Below are 21,625 nucleotides of genomic sequence, written 5' to 3' on the forward strand. Positions count from 1 at the left end.
TCAGAAATCAGACCGGCGGGCGGGCGATCAGACAGATGAATAGGCGGTAATGGCAACCAAAACGACAAACGGCGGCGGCAACGATGGCGATGCGCCGCTGATCGACCTCAACGAAGCGTCCATCAAGAAGCTGATCGCCCGCGCCAAAAAACGCGGCGTGATCACCTATGACGAACTGAACGAGGCGCTGCCGCAGGACCAGATGTCGTCCGAGCAGATCGAGGATGTGATGTCCGCGATCTCGGAAATGGGCGTCAATATCGTCGAGAGCGACGACGATTCCGAAGATGGCGACGATACGCCCGACGAAATCGATTCGGGCGATGACGACGATTCCGATTCGGATGACGGTACCGCGCCCAAGGACAACAAGGCGCCCGCCAAGAAGAAGGAAACGGTCGAGCGGACCGACGACCCCGTGCGGATGTATCTGCGCGAAATGGGCGCCGTCGAACTGCTGAGCCGCGAGGGCGAGATCGCCATTGCCAAGCGGATCGAGGCGGGCCGCGACATGATGATCATGGGCCTGTGCGAAAGCCCGATCACGTTCCACGCCATCATCCAGTGGTCCGAAGCGCTCAATAACGAGGAAATGCAACTGCGCGAGATTCTCGATCTCGATGCGATGCTGTCCAAGGAACCCGCACCAGAAAACCTGACCGACGACGACGAAGGCGACGGCGAGATTTCGGAAGAAACCGCCGGCCCGTCCTATAAAGAGGACGATGACGACGACGACGAGGATGAGAGCGAAGACGGCGAGGACGGCGAAGAAGGTTCGAGCCGCCGCAAGGAAGAGGAAGAGGAGGACAACACCCTCTCTCTCGCCCAGATGGAGGCCGCGCTCAAGCCGGACGCGCTGGAACGCTTTGCACGCATCACCAAGCTGTTCAAAAGCTTTGAAAAGCTGCAGAACGAGCGGGTCGACGCCATGGGCCGCGGCGACGCGTTCTCGAAAGCCAAGGAAGACAAGTACGAAAACCTGCGCGAAGAGCTGACCGCCGAGGTTGAGAGCGTGCAGTTCCATGCGACCAAGATCGAATTCCTGGTCGACAATCTTTATGCCTTCAATCGCCGTCTGACCGCGCTTGGCGGCCAGATGCTGCGCCTTGCCGAACGTCACAAGGTGAAGCGCGCCGATTTCCTGCAATCCTATGTCGGGCACGAGCTGGACGAAGGATGGCTGACGGCCGTGTCCAAAAAGGACAAGAAGTGGGCGGCCTTCGCCGAGAAGGAAGCCGATCCGGTCGAGCGCATCCGCGCCGAAATCGCCGATATCGCCAGCCAGACCGGCATGGCGCTGCCCGAATTCCGTCGCATCGTGAACATGGTGCAAAAGGGCGAGCGTGAGGCGCGTATCGCCAAGAAGGAAATGGTCGAGGCGAACCTGCGCCTCGTGATTTCCATCGCCAAGAAATATACCAATCGCGGTTTGCAGTTCCTCGACCTGATTCAGGAAGGGAACATCGGTCTGATGAAGGCGGTCGACAAGTTCGAATATCGCCGCGGCTACAAGTTCTCTACCTATGCGACATGGTGGATCAGGCAGGCGATCACGCGTTCGATCGCGGATCAGGCCCGCACGATCCGCATTCCGGTCCATATGATCGAGACGATCAACAAGCTGGTCCGCACATCCCGCCAGTTCCTGCACGAGCAGGGGCGCGAACCCACGCCCGAGGAAATGGCCGAGCGTCTTTCGATGCCGCTCGAAAAGGTTCGCAAGGTGATGAAGATCGCCAAGGAGCCGATCTCCCTCGAAACGCCGATTGGCGACGAGGAAGATTCGCATCTGGGCGATTTCATCGAGGACAAGAATGCGATCATCCCCGTGGATGCGGCCATTCAGGCAAACCTGAAGGAAACCGTTACCCGCGTCCTTGCCAGCCTGACCCCGCGTGAGGAACGCGTTTTGCGCATGCGTTTCGGTATCGGCATGAACACCGATCACACGCTGGAAGAAGTCGGCCAGCAGTTCAGCGTGACCCGCGAACGTATCCGCCAGATCGAGGCCAAGGCGCTCAGAAAGCTGAAGCACCCGAGCCGCAGCCGCAAGATGCGCAGCTTTCTGGATCAGTAAGCCGTTCATTACGCCGCATTCGGGGGCCCTTGCCGGACTTGCGTCCGGCGGGGCCCTTTGCGCTTGGGGCCTTCGGGTCAGGATGACGCGGATTCGGATGATGCGGGGTTGGATGATGCCGGGGCGGATAAGGCAGGGCTGCTGCGACAAATTCGGGCTATCCGCAGACAAACCCCGTTTGCGGTGGCCAATCGCGCCGGTTCACATTATGCGCGTGCCCGAACACACCGAGTCCCGAAACTGAAACAGGGCCGTCCATGCGCATTGCCATCGCTTCCGATCATGCAGGCTTTGACCTGAAACAGGATATCGCCCGCTGGCTGGCCGATGAAGGCCATGTCGTCACCGATTGCGGTCCGCAAAGCGATGCACGTGTCGATTACCCCGATTTCGGTTACAAGCTGGCCCTTGCCGTCGCGGGTGGTGCTTCGGAATTCGGCATCGCGGTTTGCGGGTCGGGCATCGGCATTTCCATTGCCGTCAACCGCCACCCCGCCATGCGCTGCGCCCTGGTCAGCGAACCGCTTTCGGCCATGCTGGCGCGCGAACATAACGACGCCAATGCAATCGCCCTTGGCGCACGGCTGACGGGCATCGACATGGCCAAGGCTTGCATCGCAGCCTTTATGGTCGGCCGTTTCGAAGGCGGCCGCCATGAAGGCCGCGTCGACAAGCTGTCCGCACCGCCATTCGTCACGAAAACACAGTCCTGAACCGAACGTATTCCTGAACCGAACGCATTCCCGAACCAGACGCCATCCTGATCCCGATACAGACTTGAAAGAGACATCATGACCGTCGACACCGCGATCCGCAGCAGCGGGTTCTTCACCGATGATATTGCCGCCTCGGACCCCGCAGTCGCCGATGCCATCAATCACGAGCTGAAGCGCGAGCGCAAGCAGATCGAACTGATCGCAAGCGAGAATATCGTGTCCAAGGCCGTGCTGGCTGCGCAGGGTTCGGTGTTCACGAACAAATATGCCGAGGGTTACCCCGGCCGCCGCTATTACCAGGGGTGCGAACCTTCGGATTCGGTCGAGCAACTGGCCATCGATCGCGCCAAGCAACTGTTCGATTGCGAATTCGCCAATGTGCAGCCCCATTCGGGCGCGCAGGCCAATGGCGCAGTGCTGCTGGCGACGGTAAAGCCGGGCGACACGATCCTTGGGATGAGCCTCGACGCGGGCGGCCATCTTACGCATGGCGCGCGGGCGGCCATGTCGGGCAAATGGTTCAATGCCGTGCAATATGGCGTAACCAAGGACACGCACCAGATCGATTACGACGAAGTCGAGCGTCTGGCGAAAGAACACCAGCCAAAGCTGATCATCGCGGGCGGCAGCGCCTATCCGCGGATCATCGACTTTGCCCGCATGCGCGCCATCGCGGATTCGGTCGATGCGCTGTTCCAGGTCGATATGGCCCATTTCGCCGGGCTGGTCGCTGCGGGTATACACCCCTCGCCCTTCCCGCATGCGCATATCGCCACCACCACCACGCACAAGACCTTGCGCGGTCCGCGTGGCGGCATGATCCTGACCAATGACGAAAAGCTGGCCAAGAAAATCAACTCGGCCGTGTTCCCCGGGCTTCAGGGCGGGCCGCTGATGCATGTGATCGCAGCCAAGGCCGTCGCATTCGGAGAGGCGCTGCGTCCCGAGTTCAAGACCTATAGCCGCCTTGTTGTCGAAAATGCGCAGGTTCTGGCCGCCACGTTGAAAGACCGCGGCGCCGAGATCGTGTCGGGCGGCACCGATACGCATCTGGCGCTGATCGACCTTTCGCCGCTGGGCGTGACCGGCAAGGATGCCGACGAAGCGCTGGAGCGCGCGGGCATCACCTGCAACAAGAACGGCATCCCTTTCGACCCGCTGCCCCCCATGAAGACCAGCGGCATCCGCGTCGGTTCGCCCGCGGGTACGACGCGCGGGTTCGGACCGGAGGAATTCCGCGAGATCGGCCATATGGTCGCCGATGTCCTCGATGGCCTGGCCAAATGCGGCGAGGCTGGCGATGCGCAGGTGGAACAGAATGTCCGCGCGCGCGTCGAAGCCCTGTGCGATCGTTTTCCGATCTACGAGGATTAATTCTGAACAGGAGCCCGAAATGAGCGAGCCCGGCGGTATCAAGGATTACTGGAACGGAATGTCACCCGAAGCGCGGAAAGCGGCCAAATGGGGCGCTGTCGGTGCAGTGATTGCCATTCCGGTGCCATTCGTCGGGCCCATTCTGGGCGCCATTGTCGGCGGCGGGCTGGGCTATGCCAAGGCCAAGGGCAAGATCTGAAGGTATTACGATAAGTGCGTTGCCCTTTCTGTGCGAATGAATCGAGCCAGGTCAAAGACAGCCGGCCCGCCGAAGACGGAAGCGCCATCCGCCGTCGCCGCCAGTGCGAGGGTTGCGGCGCGCGCTTTACCACCTTCGAACGCATCCAGCTGCGCGAAGTGACTGTGCTCAAGTCGCGCGGACCGGACGAGGATCCGCGCCGCGAGCCGTTCGACCGTGCCAAGCTGGAACTGGCCGTGCGTCTTGCCTGCCGCAAGCGGGACATCTCGCACGAGCAGATCGACCGGCTGGTGTCGGGCGTGCAGCGGCAGTTGGAAACACGCGGCGAGAGCGAGATTCCTTCGGCCGATATCGGCGAACTGGTGATGGAGGGGCTGCGCCAGCTCGATTCCGTGGCCTATATCCGCTTTGCCAGCGTCTATCGCGAGTTCAGCGAAGCAAGCGATTTCGAACAATTCGCCAGCACGGTGCGCGATGTCGCAGCCGACTGATCCGAACGGAGCGCACAACCCCGTTATCGTCCTTGTCCGCCCGCAACTGGGCGAGAATATCGGCAAGGCCGCGCGCGCCATGCTGAATTTCGGCCTGACCGAAATGCGGCTGGTCGCCCCGCGCGACGGTTGGCCCAATCCTTCGGCCGGTCCTGCAGCGTCGGGCGCGGATATCGTGCTGGAACAGGCGCAGGTTTTCGACAGCGTGGCCGATGCAGTGGCCGATTGCGCGCATGTCCACGCCACCACCGTGCGCAAGCGCGGCGTGACCAAGCCGGTGCTGACGCCCGAGGAAGCCGCGCGCGAAATGGCGACCATGGCAGGTCGCCACGCGATCCTGTTCGGTCCCGAACGTTCGGGGCTGGAGACCGACGATGTGGCGCTGGCACGCACCATCGTTACGGTGCCGATCAATCCGGAATTCGGCTCGCTCAATCTGGCGCAGGCCGTGATCCTGCTCAGCTATGAATGGTCGAAATCACGCGATCTGGCACAACCGACGAGCGAGGAATTGCTTCCCCCTGCCCCGCAGGAAGAGCTGGACAGCATGATCGGCCAGCTGGAAGCGATGCTGGAGCCCTGCGGCTATTTCCGGCCCGAAAGCCGCGCACAGGCAACGCGGCGCACTTTGCGTACCATGCTGACCAAACCTGCGTGGAACCATCTGGAAATCCGCACGATGCGCGGCGTGCTGAGCGCGCTGGCCCGTGGCCCGCGCGACGATTGAGCCATTCGCACCCGCACCGCTTCGTGATAATATGTCCCACGGGTCGCTCCCCGACGAGGGAGGACATTCGATGCCGGAATATGTGATCGAACGCGAGATGCCGGGTGTCGGCGACACCGATGCGGCAGGCTTGAAAGGCGCATCGCAGACAAGTTGCAATGTGCTGCGCGATCTGGGTCCCGATATCCAGTGGGTCCACAGCTATGTCACGGCCGACAAGATCTATTGCATCTATTGCGCGCCGAGCGAGGAACTGATCAAGACCCATGCCGAGACGGCAGGCTTTCCAGCGAACAGCATCAGCGAAATCAAGGCACGGATCAGCCCGATGACCGCCGAGTGAGATCAGCCGCGCTGACGCACCCATTCCCCGTCTTCATAGGCGATGGAAGTCTCGACCAGATCTTCCCACAGGCGCGCGATGAAATCATCGGGCATGCCCTGCGCGCGTGCGGCGGCGACGGCAGCCTCGATCACGGCGCGCTTGCGGTCCTCGTCCCGCACGGCGCTGCGGTCCTGCTTGATCCGCGCGGCGGCGCGCATATAGCCGAAGCGCTGGGCAAGCAGCGCGACCAGTTCGGCATCGATCGCATCGACGCCTTGGCGCACTTCTTTCATCGTGCGGCAGAGTTCGGGTTCGATTGCCTTTTCCATGGCACGCCCTTGCCGTGTGCGGAGCAATAAGTCCAGCGCAACGGCCCGTTTGCTTGGCTGCTTTGCCTGGCTGCACGCGCACCGGACCGCCGCAGGACTTGACGGGCCGGTACAATTCTGTAAATGCGCGCGCTCGCAATAGGCCCCGCACCCCGGTGAAGCGGCGGCCGCGTCCGGTTTCAGACCGGATGGTGCGTATCCGGGCTACGAAAAACCCAAATCGGCCCGCGCAACTGGCGCCATGGCCTGCATATTGAAGGAAAGACTATGTCGAAGCGTAAAGCCTCGAAGCATAAACTCGACCGCCGCATGGGCGAAAACATCTGGGGCCGTCCCAACAGCCCCGTGAACCGTCGCTCGTATGGCCCGGGCCAGCACGGCCAGCGCCGCAAGAGCAAGGTTTCGGACTATGGTCTGCAGCTGCGCGCCAAGCAGAAGCTCAAGGGCTATTACGGCGACGTCACCGAAAAGCAGTTCAAGCGCACCTATCAGGAAGCGTCGCGCATGAAGGGCGATACCAGCCAGAACCTGATCGGCCTGCTGGAACAGCGCCTCGACATGATCGTCTATCGCGCCAAGTTCGCGCCGACCATCTTCGCGGCACGACAGATCGTTTCGCACGGCCACATCAAGGTCAATGGCGTGAAGTGCAACATTGCATCGCGCCGCTGCTTCGTGGGCGACGTGATCTCGCTGGGCGATAAGGCCAAGGAAATGGCGCTGGTCATCGAAGCGCAGAGCCTGCCCGAGCGTGAGATCCCCGACTATGTCGCGACCGACGGCACCGACAAGGTGACCTTCACCCGCGTTCCCACGCTGGACGAGGTTCCCTATCCCGTCCGCATGGAACCGAATCTGGTGGTCGAGTTCTACTCGCGCTGATCGGTTTTCCGGACTACGGAACAAAGGGGGCGGTCCTGCGGGGCCGCCCTTTTTCGTTGGCGTAAGGCAAATGCGCCAAGCCGTTCGGAAACATACAGAAATATTGGAACCGGCAAGACCGGACGGCATTCTACCGGCACTATGGAATACAGGTTCGTCACGCCCGCCCGCAAAGGCAAATGGTACCCCACGCTGGAACAGGCAAAACGCTTCGCCAACCGCATCGGCGCGGGCTTTCTGGATGCGGCGGGAAACTTCGTCGCCTATCGCGGCACAGTGCTGGAAGAACGGCCGGTCGGCGCCCGTTAGCCGGGCAGGCTTTCGTCCAGAAATTCGCCGATACGGCGAAGCATGATACCCCGCGCCTGCCCGTGGACGAGCGAATGGTCGAGCCCGTCAAATTCCAGATATTCGACCTTGCGCCCCGCGCCTTCCAATTTGCGCTTCATCAGCTGCGACTGGCTCACGCTGACATTCAGGTCCATCGTGCCGTGGACGAGCAGAACGGGCGCACGAAATGCATCGGCATGGCGCGCAGGTGATCCTGCATCGATATGCGGCCCGCTGCCGACGAATTCCCGTACCAGCGAAAAATTGCGGTAATAGCGACTCTCTTCCTTTAACGCGTCCAGATCGGTGACGGGGGCAATAGCGACCACCGCCTTGTACAAGTCCGGATCGACGACCTGGCTCTGCAATGCGGCATACCCGCCATAGGACCAGCCCACGATGGACAGATGGTCGGCATCCGCGATGCCCTGATCGATCAGCCATTTGCCCGCGCTGTTCACATCGCTGATGGCAACGTCCCACGCCTTGAACCCGTTGCGTCCGAACCACGCATCGCCATAGCCTGCCGAACCGCGAAAATTGGGCTGCAACACCGCATAACCCTGCGCCGCAAAGAACTGGACCATCCAGTCAAAGCCCCATTCGTCGCGCGCGCCGGGACCGCCATGCGGCATGACGATGGCGCGCAGCTTTTTCCCGTCGCTGCCGGGCGGCAGGGTCAGATAGCCGGGGATCGCGGTGCCATCGGCTGCCGGGAACGAGACCGGCTTCATCGCCCCCATCGTGCGCCCTTCCAATGGCGCGCGGACGGGCATCAGTTCTGCCAGTTGGCGATCGGTGCGATCATAGAGATAAACCATGCCGGGATCGGTATCGCTGGACGCAATGATCAGCAGCTTGCTTTCATCCTCGCTGGCATCCACGATCGAGATCAGCGGACGCCCCGGCAGGGCATCGCCGATCGATCTGGCGAACCGGGCGATGTCCGGATCGAAATATTCGACGATCCGCTTTTCCGTCGCATAGCTTGCGCCGATCACGCGCCGGTCGCGGCCAATCCGGACCAGGCCGTCGACATCGACATCTTTGCGCCTCAACAAAACCTTGTGCGTTGAAGCGCCGTCAAGCGACACGCTGCTCAAAGCCTGATAGCCGTCGACGGTTTCGAACCCATAGGCGACGTCGGCCTTGCTATCGACGGCCAGCGGGCGAAAACCGGTTGTAACCCCTGCAATGTCATCGGTGACCGAAACGGGCTGCCAGTCGTTCGACCCTTTGGCCCGAAAGCTGTAGCGGACCTGCGAACCGTCATAGGCCCCTGCCCCGGTCGAACTGCGGGTTCCCATGATGCGGACCCGTCCATTTTCATCGGCGATATAATCGATCGCAATCCGGTTCGGACGTTCGACAGTCCGGCGGCTGCCACTGTGCGGATCGACCATTTCGACCCCGAACCCTTCCTCGTCATTGTAAAGCCGCGTGTTGACGCTGCTTTCCTTGACGAACTGGCGGGTCATCAGGATCTTTCCATCCTCTCCCGCCACATCCAGCGCCACCAGATCGCCGCCGTTTTGCATCAGCCCATAGCTGCGATAATCGCTGCGGGCGCTGAGCATGGTCGATTTGCCGCTTTCGGGATCGATCCCCAGCACGCGATTGAAACCGACCTGAAACCCGCTGACATCGGCATAGGCATAGATGTTGCAGACAATGGCGTCTTCCTCGGCCCAGTAACACCCGCTCAGCCGGGCACGGGCCTCGTTTGCGACGAAGAGCGGGCGCGGCGTCGGATCATTGACCAGATCGACGACGAAAACCGTCTCGTCCGCTTCACGCCCCGGCTCTACGAAGAGGATCTTTTCGCCCGAGGGCGAGAGCGCAATGTCGGTAACCGATTCGCGCGCACCGAACACGGCGGCATCGATGCCCAGATCCTGCGCCGACACGGCAGGCGCGCACAGGCAAAGCGCCGCAGGCGCGGCACGCAACACATATTTCAAGATAACTGCCCCTTCGATTTTCCGATCGTCCGGCAGCCAGCTTAACTGCAAGTCGTTAAAAGAAAACCCCGCAGGATCAGCGCAGATAATCGCGCCGGAAATCCGCTGCAAATGTCGCGAACCGCCCCCCCGCGATGGCATCGCGCATGGCCTGCATAAGCTGCTGATAGAATGAGAGATTATGCTCGGTCATCAGCATCGCGCCAAGGATTTCGCCTGCGCGCACCAGATGGTGCAGATAGGCACGCGAATATTTGCCGCACGTGGGACAGGTGCAGCGGCTGTCCAGCGGCTCCTGATCTTCGGCAAAGCGCGCGTTGCGGATGTTGATCGGGCCATGCCAGGTAAACGCCTGCCCGTTGCGGCCCGAACGGCTGGGCAGCACGCAATCGAACATATCGATCCCGCGCTCTACCGCGCCGACCAGATCGTCGGGCTTGCCCACGCCCATCAGATAGCGGGGCCGGTCATCGGGCAATTGCGCGGGCGCAAAGTCGAGCGTGGCGAACATCGCCTCTTGTCCCTCTCCCACGGCCAGACCGCCAACGGCATAGCCGTCAAAGCCGATCTCGGTCAGCTTTTCGGCGCTGATCTTGCGCAGTTCCTCGTCCAGGGCGCCCTGCTGGATGCCGAACAGCGCCGAACGCGCGGCGTGTTCCCCGCCACTGTCGAACCCCTCGCGGCTGCGCCTTGCCCAGCGCATCGACATTTCCATCGAGGCCGCAATCTCGTCGCGCGGGCGGTCGGCGCGCGGGCATTCATCGAACGCCATCACGATATCGCTGCCCAGCAGACGCTGGATTTCCATGCTCCGTTCGGGCGTCAGCGAATGGCGCGATCCGTCGAGGTGACTTTTGAATGTCACCCCTTCCTCGGTGATCTTGCGCAGTTCGGACAGGCTCATCACCTGATAACCGCCACTGTCGGTCAGGATCGGGCGGTCCCAGCCCATGAATGTGTGCAACCCGCCAAGCCGCGCCACGCGTTCCGCACCCGGACGCAGCATCAGGTGATAGGTATTGCCGAGAATAATATCGGCACCCGTCTTGCGGACATCTTCCACCTTCATGGCCTTGACCGTGGCAGCCGTACCGACAGGCATGAAAGCGGGCGTGCGGATCGCGCCGCGCGGCATGGCGATCTCGCCCGTGCGGGCTTTGCCTTCGCGGGCATGGATGGTGAACTGGAAACGGGTCATGGCCTGCGCGCCTAGCGCCTTGCGCGCGGCGCGTCATCAGTGAAGATTCGCCAGCTACAGGCAGGTATCCTGCATTCCTGTTTGCCAATAGTCCCCCAACCGTTACATGCGCGGTCATGGAAATTGAAATCTGGCTGATTGTCGCCCTTGGATGCCTTGCCATTTGCACCGGTTTCATCGACTCCATCGCAGGCGGCGGCGGATTGGTCATGATGCCCGCCTTGCTGTTTGCGGGCATTCCGCCGCAACTGGCTCTCGGCACCAACAAGTGTCAGGCTATCGGGGCTAGTTCGACAGCTTTTTTCAACTACGCGCGGGCCGGTCTGGTTGATTGGCGCAAAGAGAAATGGCTGGCTATCATTGCCCTGATCGGTGCCGCCATCGGATCTTTGCTTGTGCAGCAGATATCCAGTCGCGCACTGGAATTGATCGTTCCGCTGCTTCTGATGGCAGTTGCGCTTTATGTTCTTTTGTCACCCAAGATGGATGACGTGCAGGCCCACCATCTAGTGACGCGCAAGGGATATGCCCCCGTGGCCGGCGCGATCGGTTTTTACGACGGATTCTTCGGTCCCGGTACCGGTAGCTTCTTTGCCGCCACACAAGTTGGATTACGCGGCGAAGGTCTGACGCGCGCAACGGCCCACGCAAAGCTGTTCAACATGATGACCAATGTGGCGGCGGTCACTGTTTTTGCCACGGGCGGGAAGATCATTTGGACGCTGGGCATCGCGTGCGCGCTGGGCGCGATGACGGGGTCGTGGATCGGATCGAAATTCGCCGTGAAGCACGGGGCCAAACTGATCCGCCCCCTGCTCGTCGCGGTCAGCCTTGCGCTTACCGCCAAGCTGATCTGGGGCTGGTTTACGGCCTAGAAATCGTAAATCAGCGAAATGCGCGACAGCGTATCGGTCGCTTCGGTATCGACCGGCGGATCGGTATCATATTCGATGCTATAGGACAGCCGCGCCTTCAGCCGCTTGCCGATGCCTGCTTCCAGTCCGGTCAGCGCCAGATAGGTCGAATTGCTGGAATGGATGAACGCGTTCGCGCTTTCGGTTAAGGTCAGATTGTCCGCAATCCGCCACTCCAGCTCCATCGCTGCCAACGCCGCGAGATAGCTGTCATCACTGGACGCTGTCAGCGGATCGACCAGTTCGGTGCGCCGCCATGCGGGGCCGCCCTTAAGCTCCAACCGCAAGCCGTCGCGGTCGAACGGACGATAACCGATACCGGACGATGCCGAATAGCGGGAGGAAAAGCCCGCGAACTCGTCACGCTCGTATTGCGCGAGGCCATAGACGAAGGCCCGTTTCGACAGGTCGAAGCTGGGCTCGTACGAAGCGAGATAGCGTTCGCGCGTCGTATCCCCGTCGCTACGCTGGAAATCGAAGCGCGCGGTGACGCGATGCCGCCATGTCAGCCCGACGCGATTGGCGCGGAACGCGGCGGTCACGCCCAGATCCTCGCTATTGCCGCTGGATGCCAGGGCGCCGAATTCGCCCTTGCCGGTCCAACCTTCCAGCGGACCGGCATTGCGCAGCGATTCGCGCTTGCGCGCCTCTTCCGCGGCGACGATGCGCTGGCGATTGGCCTTGAACGCGGCTTCCAGCCTGTCGAGTTCCGGCCCGCCGGCAGGATAGGTGTGGCGGGCGATCTGGATCACCGTATTCACCTTGTCGGGGTCGCCGGTGGCAATCGCCGTCTCGACCATCTCGCGCGCGGCATCGGGCAGGCCCGCAGGCTCCGGCTCGGGCACTTCGGGGCGGGGATAAGGCTCGATATAAACGGCATCCTGCGCAAAGGCAGGTGTGGCGGCAGTGGCCGCAAGCGAAGCAATAATCAGCGACCGTGATTTCATGACGCAGCGCGGTATCAAATCACTCGCGCAGCCGCCAGCCTGTTTGAAAAATAATAGCGATAACAGTCACGCACAGCACAAGAAACGCAATGGTCAGCCCTGTTGCAACCGCAATAGAGACATCCGCCTGCCCGTAAAACGTCCAGCGCAGCCCGCTGACGAGATAGACGATGGGGTTGAACAGCGCCGCCGTGCGCCACGGCTCGGCCAGCATGTCGATCGAATAGAACGTGCCGCCCAGGAACGTCAGCGGGGTCAATAGCAGCAGCGGCACCATCTGCAGTTTCTCGAACCCGTCGGCCCACAGACCGAGGATAAATCCCAGCAAAGAGAAAGCCGTGGCGACCAGCAGAATGAACAGGAACGCCGCGACCGGATGGGCGATGTGGTAATCGACGAACAGGTTGGCGGTGATCAGGATGATCGCGGCAAGGATCAACGATTTGGTGACTGCCGCACCGACAAATCCGGCCAAAGTCTCCGCGACCCCGACGGGCGCGGACAGCAATTCATAGATCGAACCGGTAAACCGCGGCATATAGATGCCAAAACTGGCATTTGCGGTGCTTTCCGACAGCATGGTCAAAAGCAACAGGCCCGGCACGATGAACGCGCCGTAATCGACGCCCCCGATCTCGTTCATGCGCCCGCCGATGGCTGCGCCGAAAACGATGAAATACAGGCATGTCGTCAGAACCGGAGAGACCAGAGAACCGAAAGCGGTGCGCAGGAAGCGCAGCAATTCGGTGCGATAGATCGTCAGCGCACTGGTGAGGTTGAAGCTCATGCCGCCGCCCCCTCTTCCTCGACCAGACGGACGAAAATATCCTCAAGGCTCGATTCCTGCTGGTCGATGCCGTTGAAATCGATACCGCCGGTGACAAGGATCTTGGCGATTTCAGCCACCTGCTCCTTGCCCAGACCGCTGCCGTCCCCGCCGCGGAACACGATGCTGCGGCCGCCATCCTCCAGCGCAACGGGAAATCCGTCCAACGCCGCGGGAAGCGCGGTCAGGGGCTGCGCAAGGCTGAAACACGCCTCGGTCCTGCCCATTCGCTTCATGATCTCGGTCTTGTCGTCGACCAACAGGATGCGCCCCTTGTTGATCACGCCGACGCGGTCGGCCATTTCCTCGGCCTCTTCGATGTAATGGGTGGTCAGGATCACCGTCACGCCCTGCTCGCGCAAGCGGCCGATGGTCTGCCACATGTCGCGCCGCAGTTCGACGTCCACGCCCGCGGTCGGCTCGTCGAGGAACAGCAGGTCGGGATCATGCGCCAGCGCCTTTGCGATCAGCACCCGGCGCTTCATACCGCCCGACAGAGCGCGCAATTGCGCATCCCGCTTGTCCCACAGCGACAGGGTTTTCAGCACTTCCTCGATCCGGGCGGGATCGGCGGGCTTGCCGAACAGCCCGCGCGAATAGGCCACGGCGCGGTGAACCTTTTCGAAGATGTCTATCGACAATTCCTGCGGCACCAGTCCGATGCGCGACCGCATGCGGCGCCAGTCATGCGCCATATCATGCCCGAATGCCGTCACCGTGCCGCCCGTGGGGCGCACCATGCCGCACACCGCGCCGATCAATGTCGTCTTACCCGCACCATTGGGGCCCAGCAGGGCGAAAATCTCTCCCTTGCGGATTTGCAGGTCCACATTGTCGAGGGCGGTAACGGGCGGCGCGCTGCCCCTGCCGGGATACGTTTTCGACAGGCCGCGAATATCGAGTATGGTTTCCACGATTGCCTGTGTGGGCGCGCCAACCCCGCTTTTCAAGGCGCGTGCCGCATCAACGCTTGGGCGGGATCAGCAGCGAGCTGTCGCCATAGCTATAGAAGCGGTAATCGGCGGCAATGGCATGGGCATAGGCCGCCTGCATCACGTCCAACCCCATCAACGCGCTGACCAGCATGAACAGGGTTGATTTGGGCAAATGAAAATTCGTCATCAGCGCATCGACCGCGCGGAACCGGTAGCCGGGCGTGATAAAGATCGAGGTATCGCCCGCAAATGGCTGAATACCATCATTTTCATCAGCAGCGCTCTCCAGCAGGCGCAGCACGGTCGTGCCGACGGCGACAACGCGCCCGCCCGCCCTTCGCACGGCATTCAGCCGGTCTGCGGTGGCGGCATCGATGGTGCCCCATTCGGCATGCATCGCATGATCGTCGGTATCCTCGGCCTTGACCGGCAGGAACGTGCCAGCGCCGACATGCAGGGTCAAAGTCTCCCGCCCGATACCGCGCGCGTCGAGCGCCGCGATCAGTTCGGGGGTGAAATGCAGGGCTGCAGTCGGGGCCGCGACCGCACCGTCGGCTTTGGCGAACATGGTCTGGTAATCGCTGCGGTCCTGCTCGTCCGTTCCGCGCTTGCCGGCGATATAGGGCGGCAAAGGCATTTGCCCTGCCCGCTCCAGCAGCACTTCGACCGGCTCATCGCCCTGAAACGACAGCGTCCAGCTTCCGTCGGGCAGTCGGTTTTCGGCGATGGCAGTGACATCGGCGGGAAAGCGGATGGTGTCGCCTTCGCGCAGGCGCTTGCCATTGCGCACAAAGGCCTGCCACCGCCGTAAATCGATCCGTTTGTGCAGCGTCGCGCCGATCCCTGCGCCTTCACCCGTCTCGCCATCCCGCGCGGGGCGAACGCCGTCAAGCTGTGCAGGGATCACGCGGGTATCGTTGAACACCAGCACATCGCCCGGTGACAGCAGCAACGGCAGATCGCGCACATGGCGGTCGGTCAGGGCACCCTCGCCCCCTTCGACCAGCAACATGCGCGCGGCATCGCGCGGACGCGCCGGACGCAGGGCGATCCGTTCGGGCGGCAGTTCGAAATCGAAAGCATCAACTCGCATCGCGCCCCGATAGTGGGGTGCGCGCGCGATGGAAAGTCCGTGGCTTACTACTGCGGATCGGAAACCGCATTATTCAGCATGTCGGCGGTGATTTCCCCCGCCGGAACCGCCGCCGCGGGCGGGGCCTTATGCTGGCTGCCCAAAGATGCCTGAACGATACGCGTGGGATTGGCGGGCGGCTGGCCGCGCTGGATATTGTCGACATAATTCATGCCGCCGATTACGCGGCCGAAAACGGTGTATTTTCCGTCGATCGCCATGGTCGGATAGAACACGATGAAGAACTGGCTGTTGGCCGAATCGTTCGAATTGCCCATGCGCGCCATCGAAACCGTGCCGCGCAAATGGGGCACGCGGTTGAATTCGGCCTTCAGATCGGGAAGCTCGGACCCGCCGCGGCCCGTGCCGCTGGGATCGCCGGACTGCGCCATGAATCCGTCGATCACGCGGTGAAAGATGATGCCGTCGTAAAATCCCTGCTGGGTCAGCGTCTTGATGCGGTTCACATGTTCCGACGCCCATTCCGGCTTCAAGCGGATAGTGACGCGCCCGCCGTTCGAAAGGTCGAGAATCCAGACATTTTCCGGATCGACGCTGGCATCGGTGTTCACGGTCCAATATTCGGGGCCATAGGCCGATGCGGGAGCCGGCGCGGTCGCCTCGACCTGATCCTTGCTCAGCGTTTCGGACGCTTCCTCGTCGGCCTGCGCCAGCGCGGCAACCGGCAGGCCAAGCCCGGCCAGACCCAGTGCGGCGGCGGCAACGCCTGCCTTGATCCACGGGCGGTCGGGCATCGAAATACGGATGGTCATCAAAAATCCCTTGTAAACTGCGCAGCCGCTTAGCCAGTGCGCGCTGTCAGTTAAATGAATAAATCGCCTCGATCACGGCCACAGGTGCCGGTTCAGTAATCGCCCTTCAACCCCTGCTGCGCCACGCGCGCTACTACATCATCCTTTACCGCGGGGCTGACGAAGGGCGAGATGTCGCCGCCGAATTGCGCGATTTCCTTGACCAGCTTCGACGCAATCGGCTGCAGCGAGACATCGGCCATCAGAAAGACGGTTTCGATATCGTCGTTCAATTGCTGGTTCATGCCCGCCATTTGATATTCATATTCGAAATCGGCCACGGCGCGCAGGCCGCGCACGATCACTTGTGCCCCCTGCTTTTCCGCAAAGCGCATCAGCAAGGCGTTGAAGCCGACGACTTCGGCATTCTGGACGCCCATGGCGGCCACTTCGCGCTCTACCATCGCCATGCGCTCTTCGGGGGAGAACATCGGATTCTTGGACGGATTGGTCGTGACCCCGATAATCAGCCGGTCGACCAGCTTCGCGCCACGACGGATGATGTCGCAATGGCCCAGGGTGATCGGGTCGAACGTCCCCGGGTAAATGCCGACCTGCTCGTGCCTGTCACTCAAAATCCTGCTCCCGCGTGTTTTTCTGTTGTCGATGGATCAGCTTTGCCGTTCGACCACAAAGCGGGCCACCGCGCGCAACAGATCCGCCTCGCGGCCATAGGCGTCGAGATGGCCGATCGCCTGATCGACCAGAACGCGTGCCTGCTCTCGCGCCCGCTCTGGCCCCAGCAGCGAGACAAAGGTCGATTTGCCGGCCTCGGCATCCTTGCGCAGCGCCTTGCCTGCCAGTTCCTCGTCCCCCTCGTGATCGAGGAGATCGTCCGCGATCTGGAACGCAAGGCCGATATCATGCACATAATGGCGCAAAGCGCGCCGCCCTTCGGCAGGCAAATGACCCAGAATGGCGCCCATTTCGACCGATGCGGCGAGCAATGCGCCCGTTTTCAGCTGCTGCAACCGCGTGACCGTCGGCAGGTCGAATTCGCTTTCTTCGGCCACGATATCCATCATCTGGCCGCCCGCCATGCCATTCGCGCCGCTTGCTTTCGCCAGACAGGCGACCAGTTCGGCACGGGTGAAGGGATCGGGCAGACGCTCGGCATCGCTCAATATCTCGAACGCCAGCGCATGCAGCGAATCGCCCGCCAATACGGCCGTCGCCTCGTCGAATTCGCGGTGCAGGGTCGGCTTGCCGTGGCGCAGCGCATCGTCGTCCATGCAGGGCAGATCGTCATGGATCAGCGAATAGACATGGATCGCCTCGATCGCGCAGCCGACGCGGACGGCAGTTTCGCGGTTCACCGCCAGCATTTCCGCCGTCGACACGCATAGCAGGGGCCGCATCCGCTTGCCCCCGCCGATGGCGGCATAGCGCATCGCCTCTATCAACCGTGCGCGCGGGTCCTGCGGCACCTTCAGCACCGCGTCGAAACAATCATCGACGTCGGTGGCGATCTTTTGCAGCGCTTCGGCCAGATTGTCGGTCACGGCGGTTACCGTCATGGATCAGCCCGCAGCCTCGTCGAACGGGCGCGTACCGGTGGCGCGACCCTCGGCATCGGCCACGATCGCCTCGATCCTTGCCTGCGCCGCGTCGAGCCGGGCCTGGCAATGTTTGCGCAAAGCCTCTCCGCGTTCGTAGAGCGCAATCGATTCGTCGAGCGCGGCCTCGCCCCCTTCCAGCCGGCGGACAACATCCTCCAGCGCGGCAAGGGCCTGTTCGTAACTCATCTGCGAAATATCGGGTGCGTCGCTCATCGCTGCGTGTTTGGAACCTGCCTGCCATCGGGTCAAGCCGTGGCGGCGGCACTTCCCCCGCCTGCCCCACAGCCCTGCCTGCAAAGGGGCAGATTGACAGGGCACGGCGGGGTGAACGAAGCGGCGCGGTGGATTGGATGCGTTTTGATCGCGAAACGGACTAGCGCAGCCCTTCGCGCCTAGGTAAGGCGCGCGCCATGACTGATGCAATCACTCCCGATGTCGTTGCCGCCCACGGCCTTTCCCCCGAGGAATACGAGCGTGTCCTGCACGCGCTGGGGCGCGAACCCAATCTGGTCGAACTGGGCATCTTCTCGGTCATGTGGTCCGAGCATTGCAGCTATAAATCAAGCCGCCTGCATCTGAAGAAGCTGCCGACCGAGGCGGACTGGGTAATCTGCGGCCCGGGCGAGAATGCGGGCGTGATCGATATCGGTGACGGTCAGGCATGCATCTTCAAGATGGAGAGCCACAACCACCCGTCATACATCGAACCCTATCAGGGTGCGGCGACCGGTGTGGGCGGTATTCTGCGCGACGTGTTCACCATGGGCGCGCGCCCGGTGGCCAATATGAATGCGCTGCGCTTCGGGCGGCCCGATCACCCCAAGATGAAGCATCTGGTGCAAGGGGTTGTCGCAGGCATCGGCGGATACGGCAATTGCGTCGGCGTCCCGACCGTTGGCGGCGAGACCAATTTCCACAAGGCCTATGACGGCAATATCCTCGTCAATGCGATGACGGTGGGCGTGGCCGATGCGGACCGCATTTTCTATTCCGCCGCCACGGGCCTTGGCAATCCGATCGTCTATGTCGGATCGAAAACCGGCCGCGACGGCATTCACGGCGCGACCATGGCCAGCGCCGATTTCGGCGAGGATTCGGAAGAGAAGCGCCCGACCGTTCAGGTCGGCGATCCCTTTACCGAAAAGCTGCTGATCGAAGCCTGCCTCGAACTGATGGCGACCGATGCGATCGTCGCCATTCAGGACATGGGCGCGGCGGGGCTAACCTCGTCCTCGGTCGAAATGGCGACCAATGGCAAGGCGGGCATCCGGCTGGACATGAACAAGGTGCCCTGCCGCGAAACCGGCATGACGCCCTATGAAATGATGCTGTCGGAATCGCAGGAACGCATGCTGATGGTGCTGAAGCCGGGCAAGGAAACCATGGCCGAGGCGATCTTCAGGAAATGGGAACTGGATTTCGCGGTCATCGGCGAAGTGACCGATACGCAGCACATGGTGCTGGAATTCGACGGCGAGGTCGTCTGCGACATTCCGCTCGGCCCGCTGGCGGCAGATGCGCCTTTGTACGACCGGCCCTATATCGACCGTGAGGAATATGCCGCATGGGCGGGCACCGCGCCGCTGGCCGATACGCCCGATACCGACGATGTGGCGGGCGATCTGAAACGCATGATCGGCTCCCCCGATCTCGCTTCGCGCGCATGGATTGCCGAACAATATGATTCGCAGGTCGGGGCCGACACGCTGCAGACCGGCGGCGATGCGGCCGTGGTGCGCGTGCATGGCACGAAAAAGGCGCTGGCGATCAGCACCGATTGCACCCCGCGCTATTGCTATTCCGATCCGCACGAGGGCGGCAAGCAGGCAATTGCCGAGGCTTGGCGCAATATTTGCGCAGTAGGCGCCCTGCCCCTTGCGGTGACCAATTGCCTGAACTTCGCCAATCCGCAGCGACCCGAAATCATGGCCCAGTTCGTCGGCTGTCTCGAAGGCATGGGCGATGCGTGCCGCGCACTGGATTTCCCGATCGTATCGGGGAACGTCTCGCTTTATAACGAGAGCAAGGCGACCGGTGGCGGCAGCGCGATCCTGCCCACGCCCGCGATTGGCGGCGTAGGCCTGATGCAGGATTACGCGATCATGGCCACCCCGCGCTTCAAGGCGGCGGGAGAGCAGATCGTGGTGATCGGCGGCGAAAGCGGCCATCTGGGCCAGTCGCTGTGGCTACGCGAAATCCGCGGACGCGAAGAAGGCACGCCGCCGCCTGTCATGCTCGATCTGGAGCGCAAGGCGGGCGAAACCGTGCGCCAGCTGATCGCGGACGGAGCGGTAACGGCGGTGCACGATTGCGCCGATGGCGGGCTGGCCGTGACGCTGGCGGAAATGGCGTTGTCCGGCGGGATGGGATGCACGGTTGCCATGCCCGAGGATCGCACATCGCTGGCGGCATTCTGGTTCGGTGAGGATCAGGCCCGCTATGTCGTGACCGCAGCCGCAGCCGAACCCGTTCTGGAAGCCGCCGAAGCGGCCGGCCTTGCCGCCGTGGCATTGGGCGTGACAGGCGGAGACAGGCTGGTCTTCCGCTCGACCTATGGCGAAAGCATGGTCGCGCTGGACGAAATCGGCGCGGCCCACCGCGCATTTTTTCACGACTGGATGGAAGGCTGAACCGGTCCTGCAACCGGTGCTGAACGGTTATCCGGTCCGGCAGGCTTGCCGGAAGCAGGACGGATCCGCGCGCGCAGTGACTGACACGGCCTTTCCAGCGCCAGCACCAGTACCACGCTGAACAGGACAGAGGCTATGGCGGCGATCATGCGCGTCGTCATGGCCGGTCCGAGCACATATTCCGCCAGTACCAGCATCAACATATGCGACAGGAACAGCGGATAAGATAAATCGCCCAGAAACCCCGACAATTTCGTCAGGACATCACCGTTCAGCCGCCCGTTCGTCACCTGAACCGGCGTTTCGAGACTGGCGGCAAGTGCGATAACCGCGATGGGCATCGACAGGTAAAGCATCGGGACCGAAGGCGCGCGCAGGCCGGCGCGTGCGGCCTCCAACGGTACGTCCATGACAAGATATTGCCACAGCGCCATACCCGCAGGTGCAAACCCGTAAATGCTGAACGCCAGCAGCGCGCCCACAAACATCGCCAGCGAATGATCGCGCAGCATCAGGATCTGGCGCATCTTCTCCCAATGGAAATGCAGCAGTGCGCCGCTTGCGAACATGAAGCCCGGTCCCCAGAAACTGTTATAGGCACTGGGGAAATCGCCCTTGATCACCATCCATACCGCAATGGCCAGAGTTGCCAGCCAGAACGGAAGCACCAGCCTGCGCCCCGCACCGAACCCGATCAGCAGCGACAGTATCGCATAATAGACGATCTCGATCGCAAGGCTGAAGGCGACGGGGATCAGGCGGTGGGGGTAAAGCCCGCCATCGATCTGCGTCAGTCCCACGATGAAGATATTGCGCAGCCAGCCCGTAGCGGTCGAAGGAAGGCTCATATCCTCTGTCGGACTGGCGGGCATGGCAGGCAGGATCAATGCCACCGCGCTGAGCAGCAGGATCACTGCATAGGTGGGATAGAGACGCAGGAAACGGTTGATCCAGAACCGCACTAGGCCTGACCGGCCATTATAGACCCCGTCGAGAACGCGCGTGACGAGATAGCCGGAAATCAGAAAGAAGGCGAAAACCGCAAGTCGCCCAGGCATGGGACCGGTTGGAAAATAATGATAAACCAGCACCACCAGCGCCAGATAGCAGCGAAGTACTCCTTGCAGCATTGGCACCTCCGGCAGAAATATGTCCGGTTGCGCATATTATCCATATTCACCGATGACTGCCATTTCACCCATTGGCTAATCACCTATTGCAGCAGTGTTGAATATCCATCGTTTTTTCGAAAGCGTTA

23 protein-coding genes are annotated in these 21,625 nt (G+C 61.9%); 11 read left to right on the forward strand and 12 right to left on the reverse strand.

Annotation, left to right across the window (positions count from 1 at the left end; translation table 11 throughout):
* The first annotated feature begins 49 nt into the window (after nt 1–49).
* The 7 genes from rpoD to LOZ74_RS09860 all read left to right on the forward strand — a co-directional run bounded on the left by rpoD (nt 50) and on the right by LOZ74_RS09860 (nt 5,930).
* Nucleotides 50–2,080, forward strand: coding sequence for an RNA polymerase sigma factor RpoD (rpoD, locus tag LOZ74_RS09830; RefSeq protein ID WP_230280999.1), 2,031 nt, complete (start codon nt 50–52; stop codon nt 2,078–2,080).
* Nucleotides 2,081–2,337: 257 nt separating this feature from the next.
* Nucleotides 2,338–2,793 carry a ribose 5-phosphate isomerase B gene (gene rpiB / locus LOZ74_RS09835; RefSeq protein ID WP_230291057.1) on the forward strand — a complete coding sequence of 152 codons (456 nt, stop codon included), beginning with the start codon at nt 2,338–2,340 and terminating at the stop codon, nt 2,791–2,793.
* Between the two features lie 78 nt (nt 2,794–2,871).
* Nucleotides 2,872–4,170, forward strand: a complete 1,299-nt coding sequence (glyA, locus tag LOZ74_RS09840; protein ID WP_230291058.1) for a serine hydroxymethyltransferase — start codon at nt 2,872–2,874, stop codon at nt 4,168–4,170.
* Between the two features lie 19 nt (nt 4,171–4,189).
* On the forward strand, nt 4,190–4,369 hold the full coding sequence (locus LOZ74_RS09845; RefSeq protein ID WP_230291059.1) for a hypothetical protein: 180 nt from the start codon (nt 4,190–4,192) through the stop codon (nt 4,367–4,369).
* A 14-nt stretch (nt 4,370–4,383) separates the two neighbouring features.
* Nucleotides 4,384–4,860: a transcriptional regulator NrdR gene (gene nrdR / locus LOZ74_RS09850; RefSeq protein WP_230280995.1), complete on the forward strand. Its 477-nt coding sequence runs from the start codon at nt 4,384–4,386 to the stop codon at nt 4,858–4,860.
* Entirely contained in the window at nt 4,844–5,587 is a 744-nt protein-coding gene (locus tag LOZ74_RS09855) for an RNA methyltransferase (protein WP_230291060.1), read from the forward strand. The genes nrdR and LOZ74_RS09855 overlap by 17 nt, the downstream gene beginning before the upstream one ends.
* 70 nt (nt 5,588–5,657) lie before the next feature.
* On the forward strand, nt 5,658–5,930 hold the full coding sequence (locus tag LOZ74_RS09860) for a DUF4242 domain-containing protein (protein ID WP_230291061.1): 273 nt from the start codon (nt 5,658–5,660) through the stop codon (nt 5,928–5,930).
* 2 nt (nt 5,931–5,932) lie between these two features.
* Here the strand turns inward: LOZ74_RS09860 and LOZ74_RS09865 are convergent, their stop codons facing one another.
* Nucleotides 5,933–6,241, reverse strand: a complete 309-nt coding sequence (locus tag LOZ74_RS09865) for a chorismate mutase (RefSeq protein WP_230291062.1) — start codon at nt 6,239–6,241, stop codon at nt 5,933–5,935.
* A 267-nt stretch (nt 6,242–6,508) separates the two neighbouring features.
* On the opposite strand from LOZ74_RS09865, the gene rpsD reads away from it, so the two are divergent.
* Both rpsD and LOZ74_RS09875 read left to right on the forward strand, forming a co-directional pair.
* On the forward strand, nt 6,509–7,123 hold the full coding sequence (gene rpsD / locus LOZ74_RS09870; protein ID WP_230280991.1) for a 30S ribosomal protein S4: 615 nt from the start codon (nt 6,509–6,511) through the stop codon (nt 7,121–7,123).
* Nucleotides 7,124–7,264: 141 nt separating this feature from the next.
* Entirely contained in the window at nt 7,265–7,432 is a 168-nt protein-coding gene (locus LOZ74_RS09875; RefSeq protein ID WP_230291063.1) for a hypothetical protein, read from the forward strand.
* Here LOZ74_RS09875 and LOZ74_RS09880 read toward each other — a convergent pair.
* Together LOZ74_RS09880 and tgt are read right to left on the reverse strand one after the other, a co-directional pair.
* Nucleotides 7,429–9,405 carry a S9 family peptidase gene (locus LOZ74_RS09880; RefSeq protein WP_230293859.1) on the reverse strand — a complete coding sequence of 659 codons (1,977 nt, stop codon included), beginning with the start codon at nt 9,403–9,405 and terminating at the stop codon, nt 7,429–7,431. The two genes, LOZ74_RS09875 and LOZ74_RS09880, sit on opposite strands and share 4 nt — an antisense overlap.
* 85 nt (nt 9,406–9,490) lie before the next feature.
* Nucleotides 9,491–10,612 (reverse strand): tRNA guanosine(34) transglycosylase Tgt, encoded by a 1,122-nt coding sequence (gene tgt / locus LOZ74_RS09885; protein WP_230291064.1) that lies wholly within the window; start codon nt 10,610–10,612, stop codon nt 9,491–9,493.
* Nucleotides 10,613–10,821: 209 nt separating this feature from the next.
* On the opposite strand from tgt, the gene LOZ74_RS09890 reads away from it, so the two are divergent.
* A complete protein-coding gene (locus LOZ74_RS09890) occupies nt 10,822–11,487 on the forward strand; it encodes a TSUP family transporter (protein ID WP_230293860.1) in 666 nt (221 codons plus the stop codon).
* Here LOZ74_RS09890 and LOZ74_RS09895 read toward each other — a convergent pair.
* From LOZ74_RS09895 to LOZ74_RS09930, 8 genes are all read right to left on the reverse strand, one after another.
* Complete coding sequence (locus LOZ74_RS09895) at nt 11,484–12,473, reverse strand: YdiY family protein (RefSeq protein ID WP_230291065.1); 990 nt, start codon at nt 12,471–12,473, stop codon at nt 11,484–11,486. The two genes, LOZ74_RS09890 and LOZ74_RS09895, sit on opposite strands and share 4 nt — an antisense overlap.
* Nucleotides 12,474–12,492: 19 nt before the next feature.
* The gene (locus LOZ74_RS09900; protein WP_230291066.1) at nt 12,493–13,260 is read right to left on the reverse strand and encodes an ABC transporter permease; all 768 of its coding nucleotides are present in this window, start codon (nt 13,258–13,260) and stop codon (nt 12,493–12,495) included.
* The gene (locus LOZ74_RS09905) at nt 13,257–14,216 is read right to left on the reverse strand and encodes an ABC transporter ATP-binding protein (RefSeq protein WP_230293861.1); all 960 of its coding nucleotides are present in this window, start codon (nt 14,214–14,216) and stop codon (nt 13,257–13,259) included. The genes LOZ74_RS09900 and LOZ74_RS09905 overlap by 4 nt, the downstream gene beginning before the upstream one ends.
* A 46-nt stretch (nt 14,217–14,262) precedes the next feature.
* On the reverse strand, nt 14,263–15,327 hold the full coding sequence (gene queA, locus LOZ74_RS09910; protein WP_230291067.1) for a tRNA preQ1(34) S-adenosylmethionine ribosyltransferase-isomerase QueA: 1,065 nt from the start codon (nt 15,325–15,327) through the stop codon (nt 14,263–14,265).
* Between the two features lie 47 nt (nt 15,328–15,374).
* A complete protein-coding gene (locus tag LOZ74_RS09915; protein ID WP_230291068.1) occupies nt 15,375–16,139 on the reverse strand; it encodes a peptidylprolyl isomerase in 765 nt (254 codons plus the stop codon).
* A gap of 92 nt (nt 16,140–16,231) precedes the next feature.
* Entirely contained in the window at nt 16,232–16,753 is a 522-nt protein-coding gene (gene coaD, locus LOZ74_RS09920) for a pantetheine-phosphate adenylyltransferase (RefSeq protein WP_230291069.1), read from the reverse strand.
* A gap of 36 nt (nt 16,754–16,789) precedes the next feature.
* Nucleotides 16,790–17,695, reverse strand: coding sequence for a polyprenyl synthetase family protein (locus LOZ74_RS09925; RefSeq protein ID WP_230291070.1), 906 nt, complete (start codon nt 17,693–17,695; stop codon nt 16,790–16,792).
* A 3-nt stretch (nt 17,696–17,698) separates the two neighbouring features.
* Nucleotides 17,699–17,950, reverse strand: a complete 252-nt coding sequence (locus LOZ74_RS09930; RefSeq protein WP_230280981.1) for an exodeoxyribonuclease VII small subunit — start codon at nt 17,948–17,950, stop codon at nt 17,699–17,701.
* A gap of 197 nt (nt 17,951–18,147) precedes the next feature.
* On the opposite strand from LOZ74_RS09930, the gene purL reads away from it, so the two are divergent.
* Nucleotides 18,148–20,367 (forward strand): phosphoribosylformylglycinamidine synthase subunit PurL, encoded by a 2,220-nt coding sequence (gene purL / locus LOZ74_RS09935; RefSeq protein WP_230291071.1) that lies wholly within the window; start codon nt 18,148–18,150, stop codon nt 20,365–20,367.
* Here the strand turns inward: purL and LOZ74_RS09940 are convergent.
* Nucleotides 20,346–21,497 (reverse strand): acyltransferase, encoded by a 1,152-nt coding sequence (locus LOZ74_RS09940; protein WP_230291072.1) that lies wholly within the window; start codon nt 21,495–21,497, stop codon nt 20,346–20,348. The genes purL and LOZ74_RS09940 overlap by 22 nt on opposite strands.
* Nucleotides 21,498–21,625: the final 128 nt, after the last annotated feature.

This window comes from Croceicoccus sp. Ery5 (assembly GCF_020985325.1).
Lineage (GTDB): Bacteria > Pseudomonadota > Alphaproteobacteria > Sphingomonadales > Sphingomonadaceae > Croceicoccus.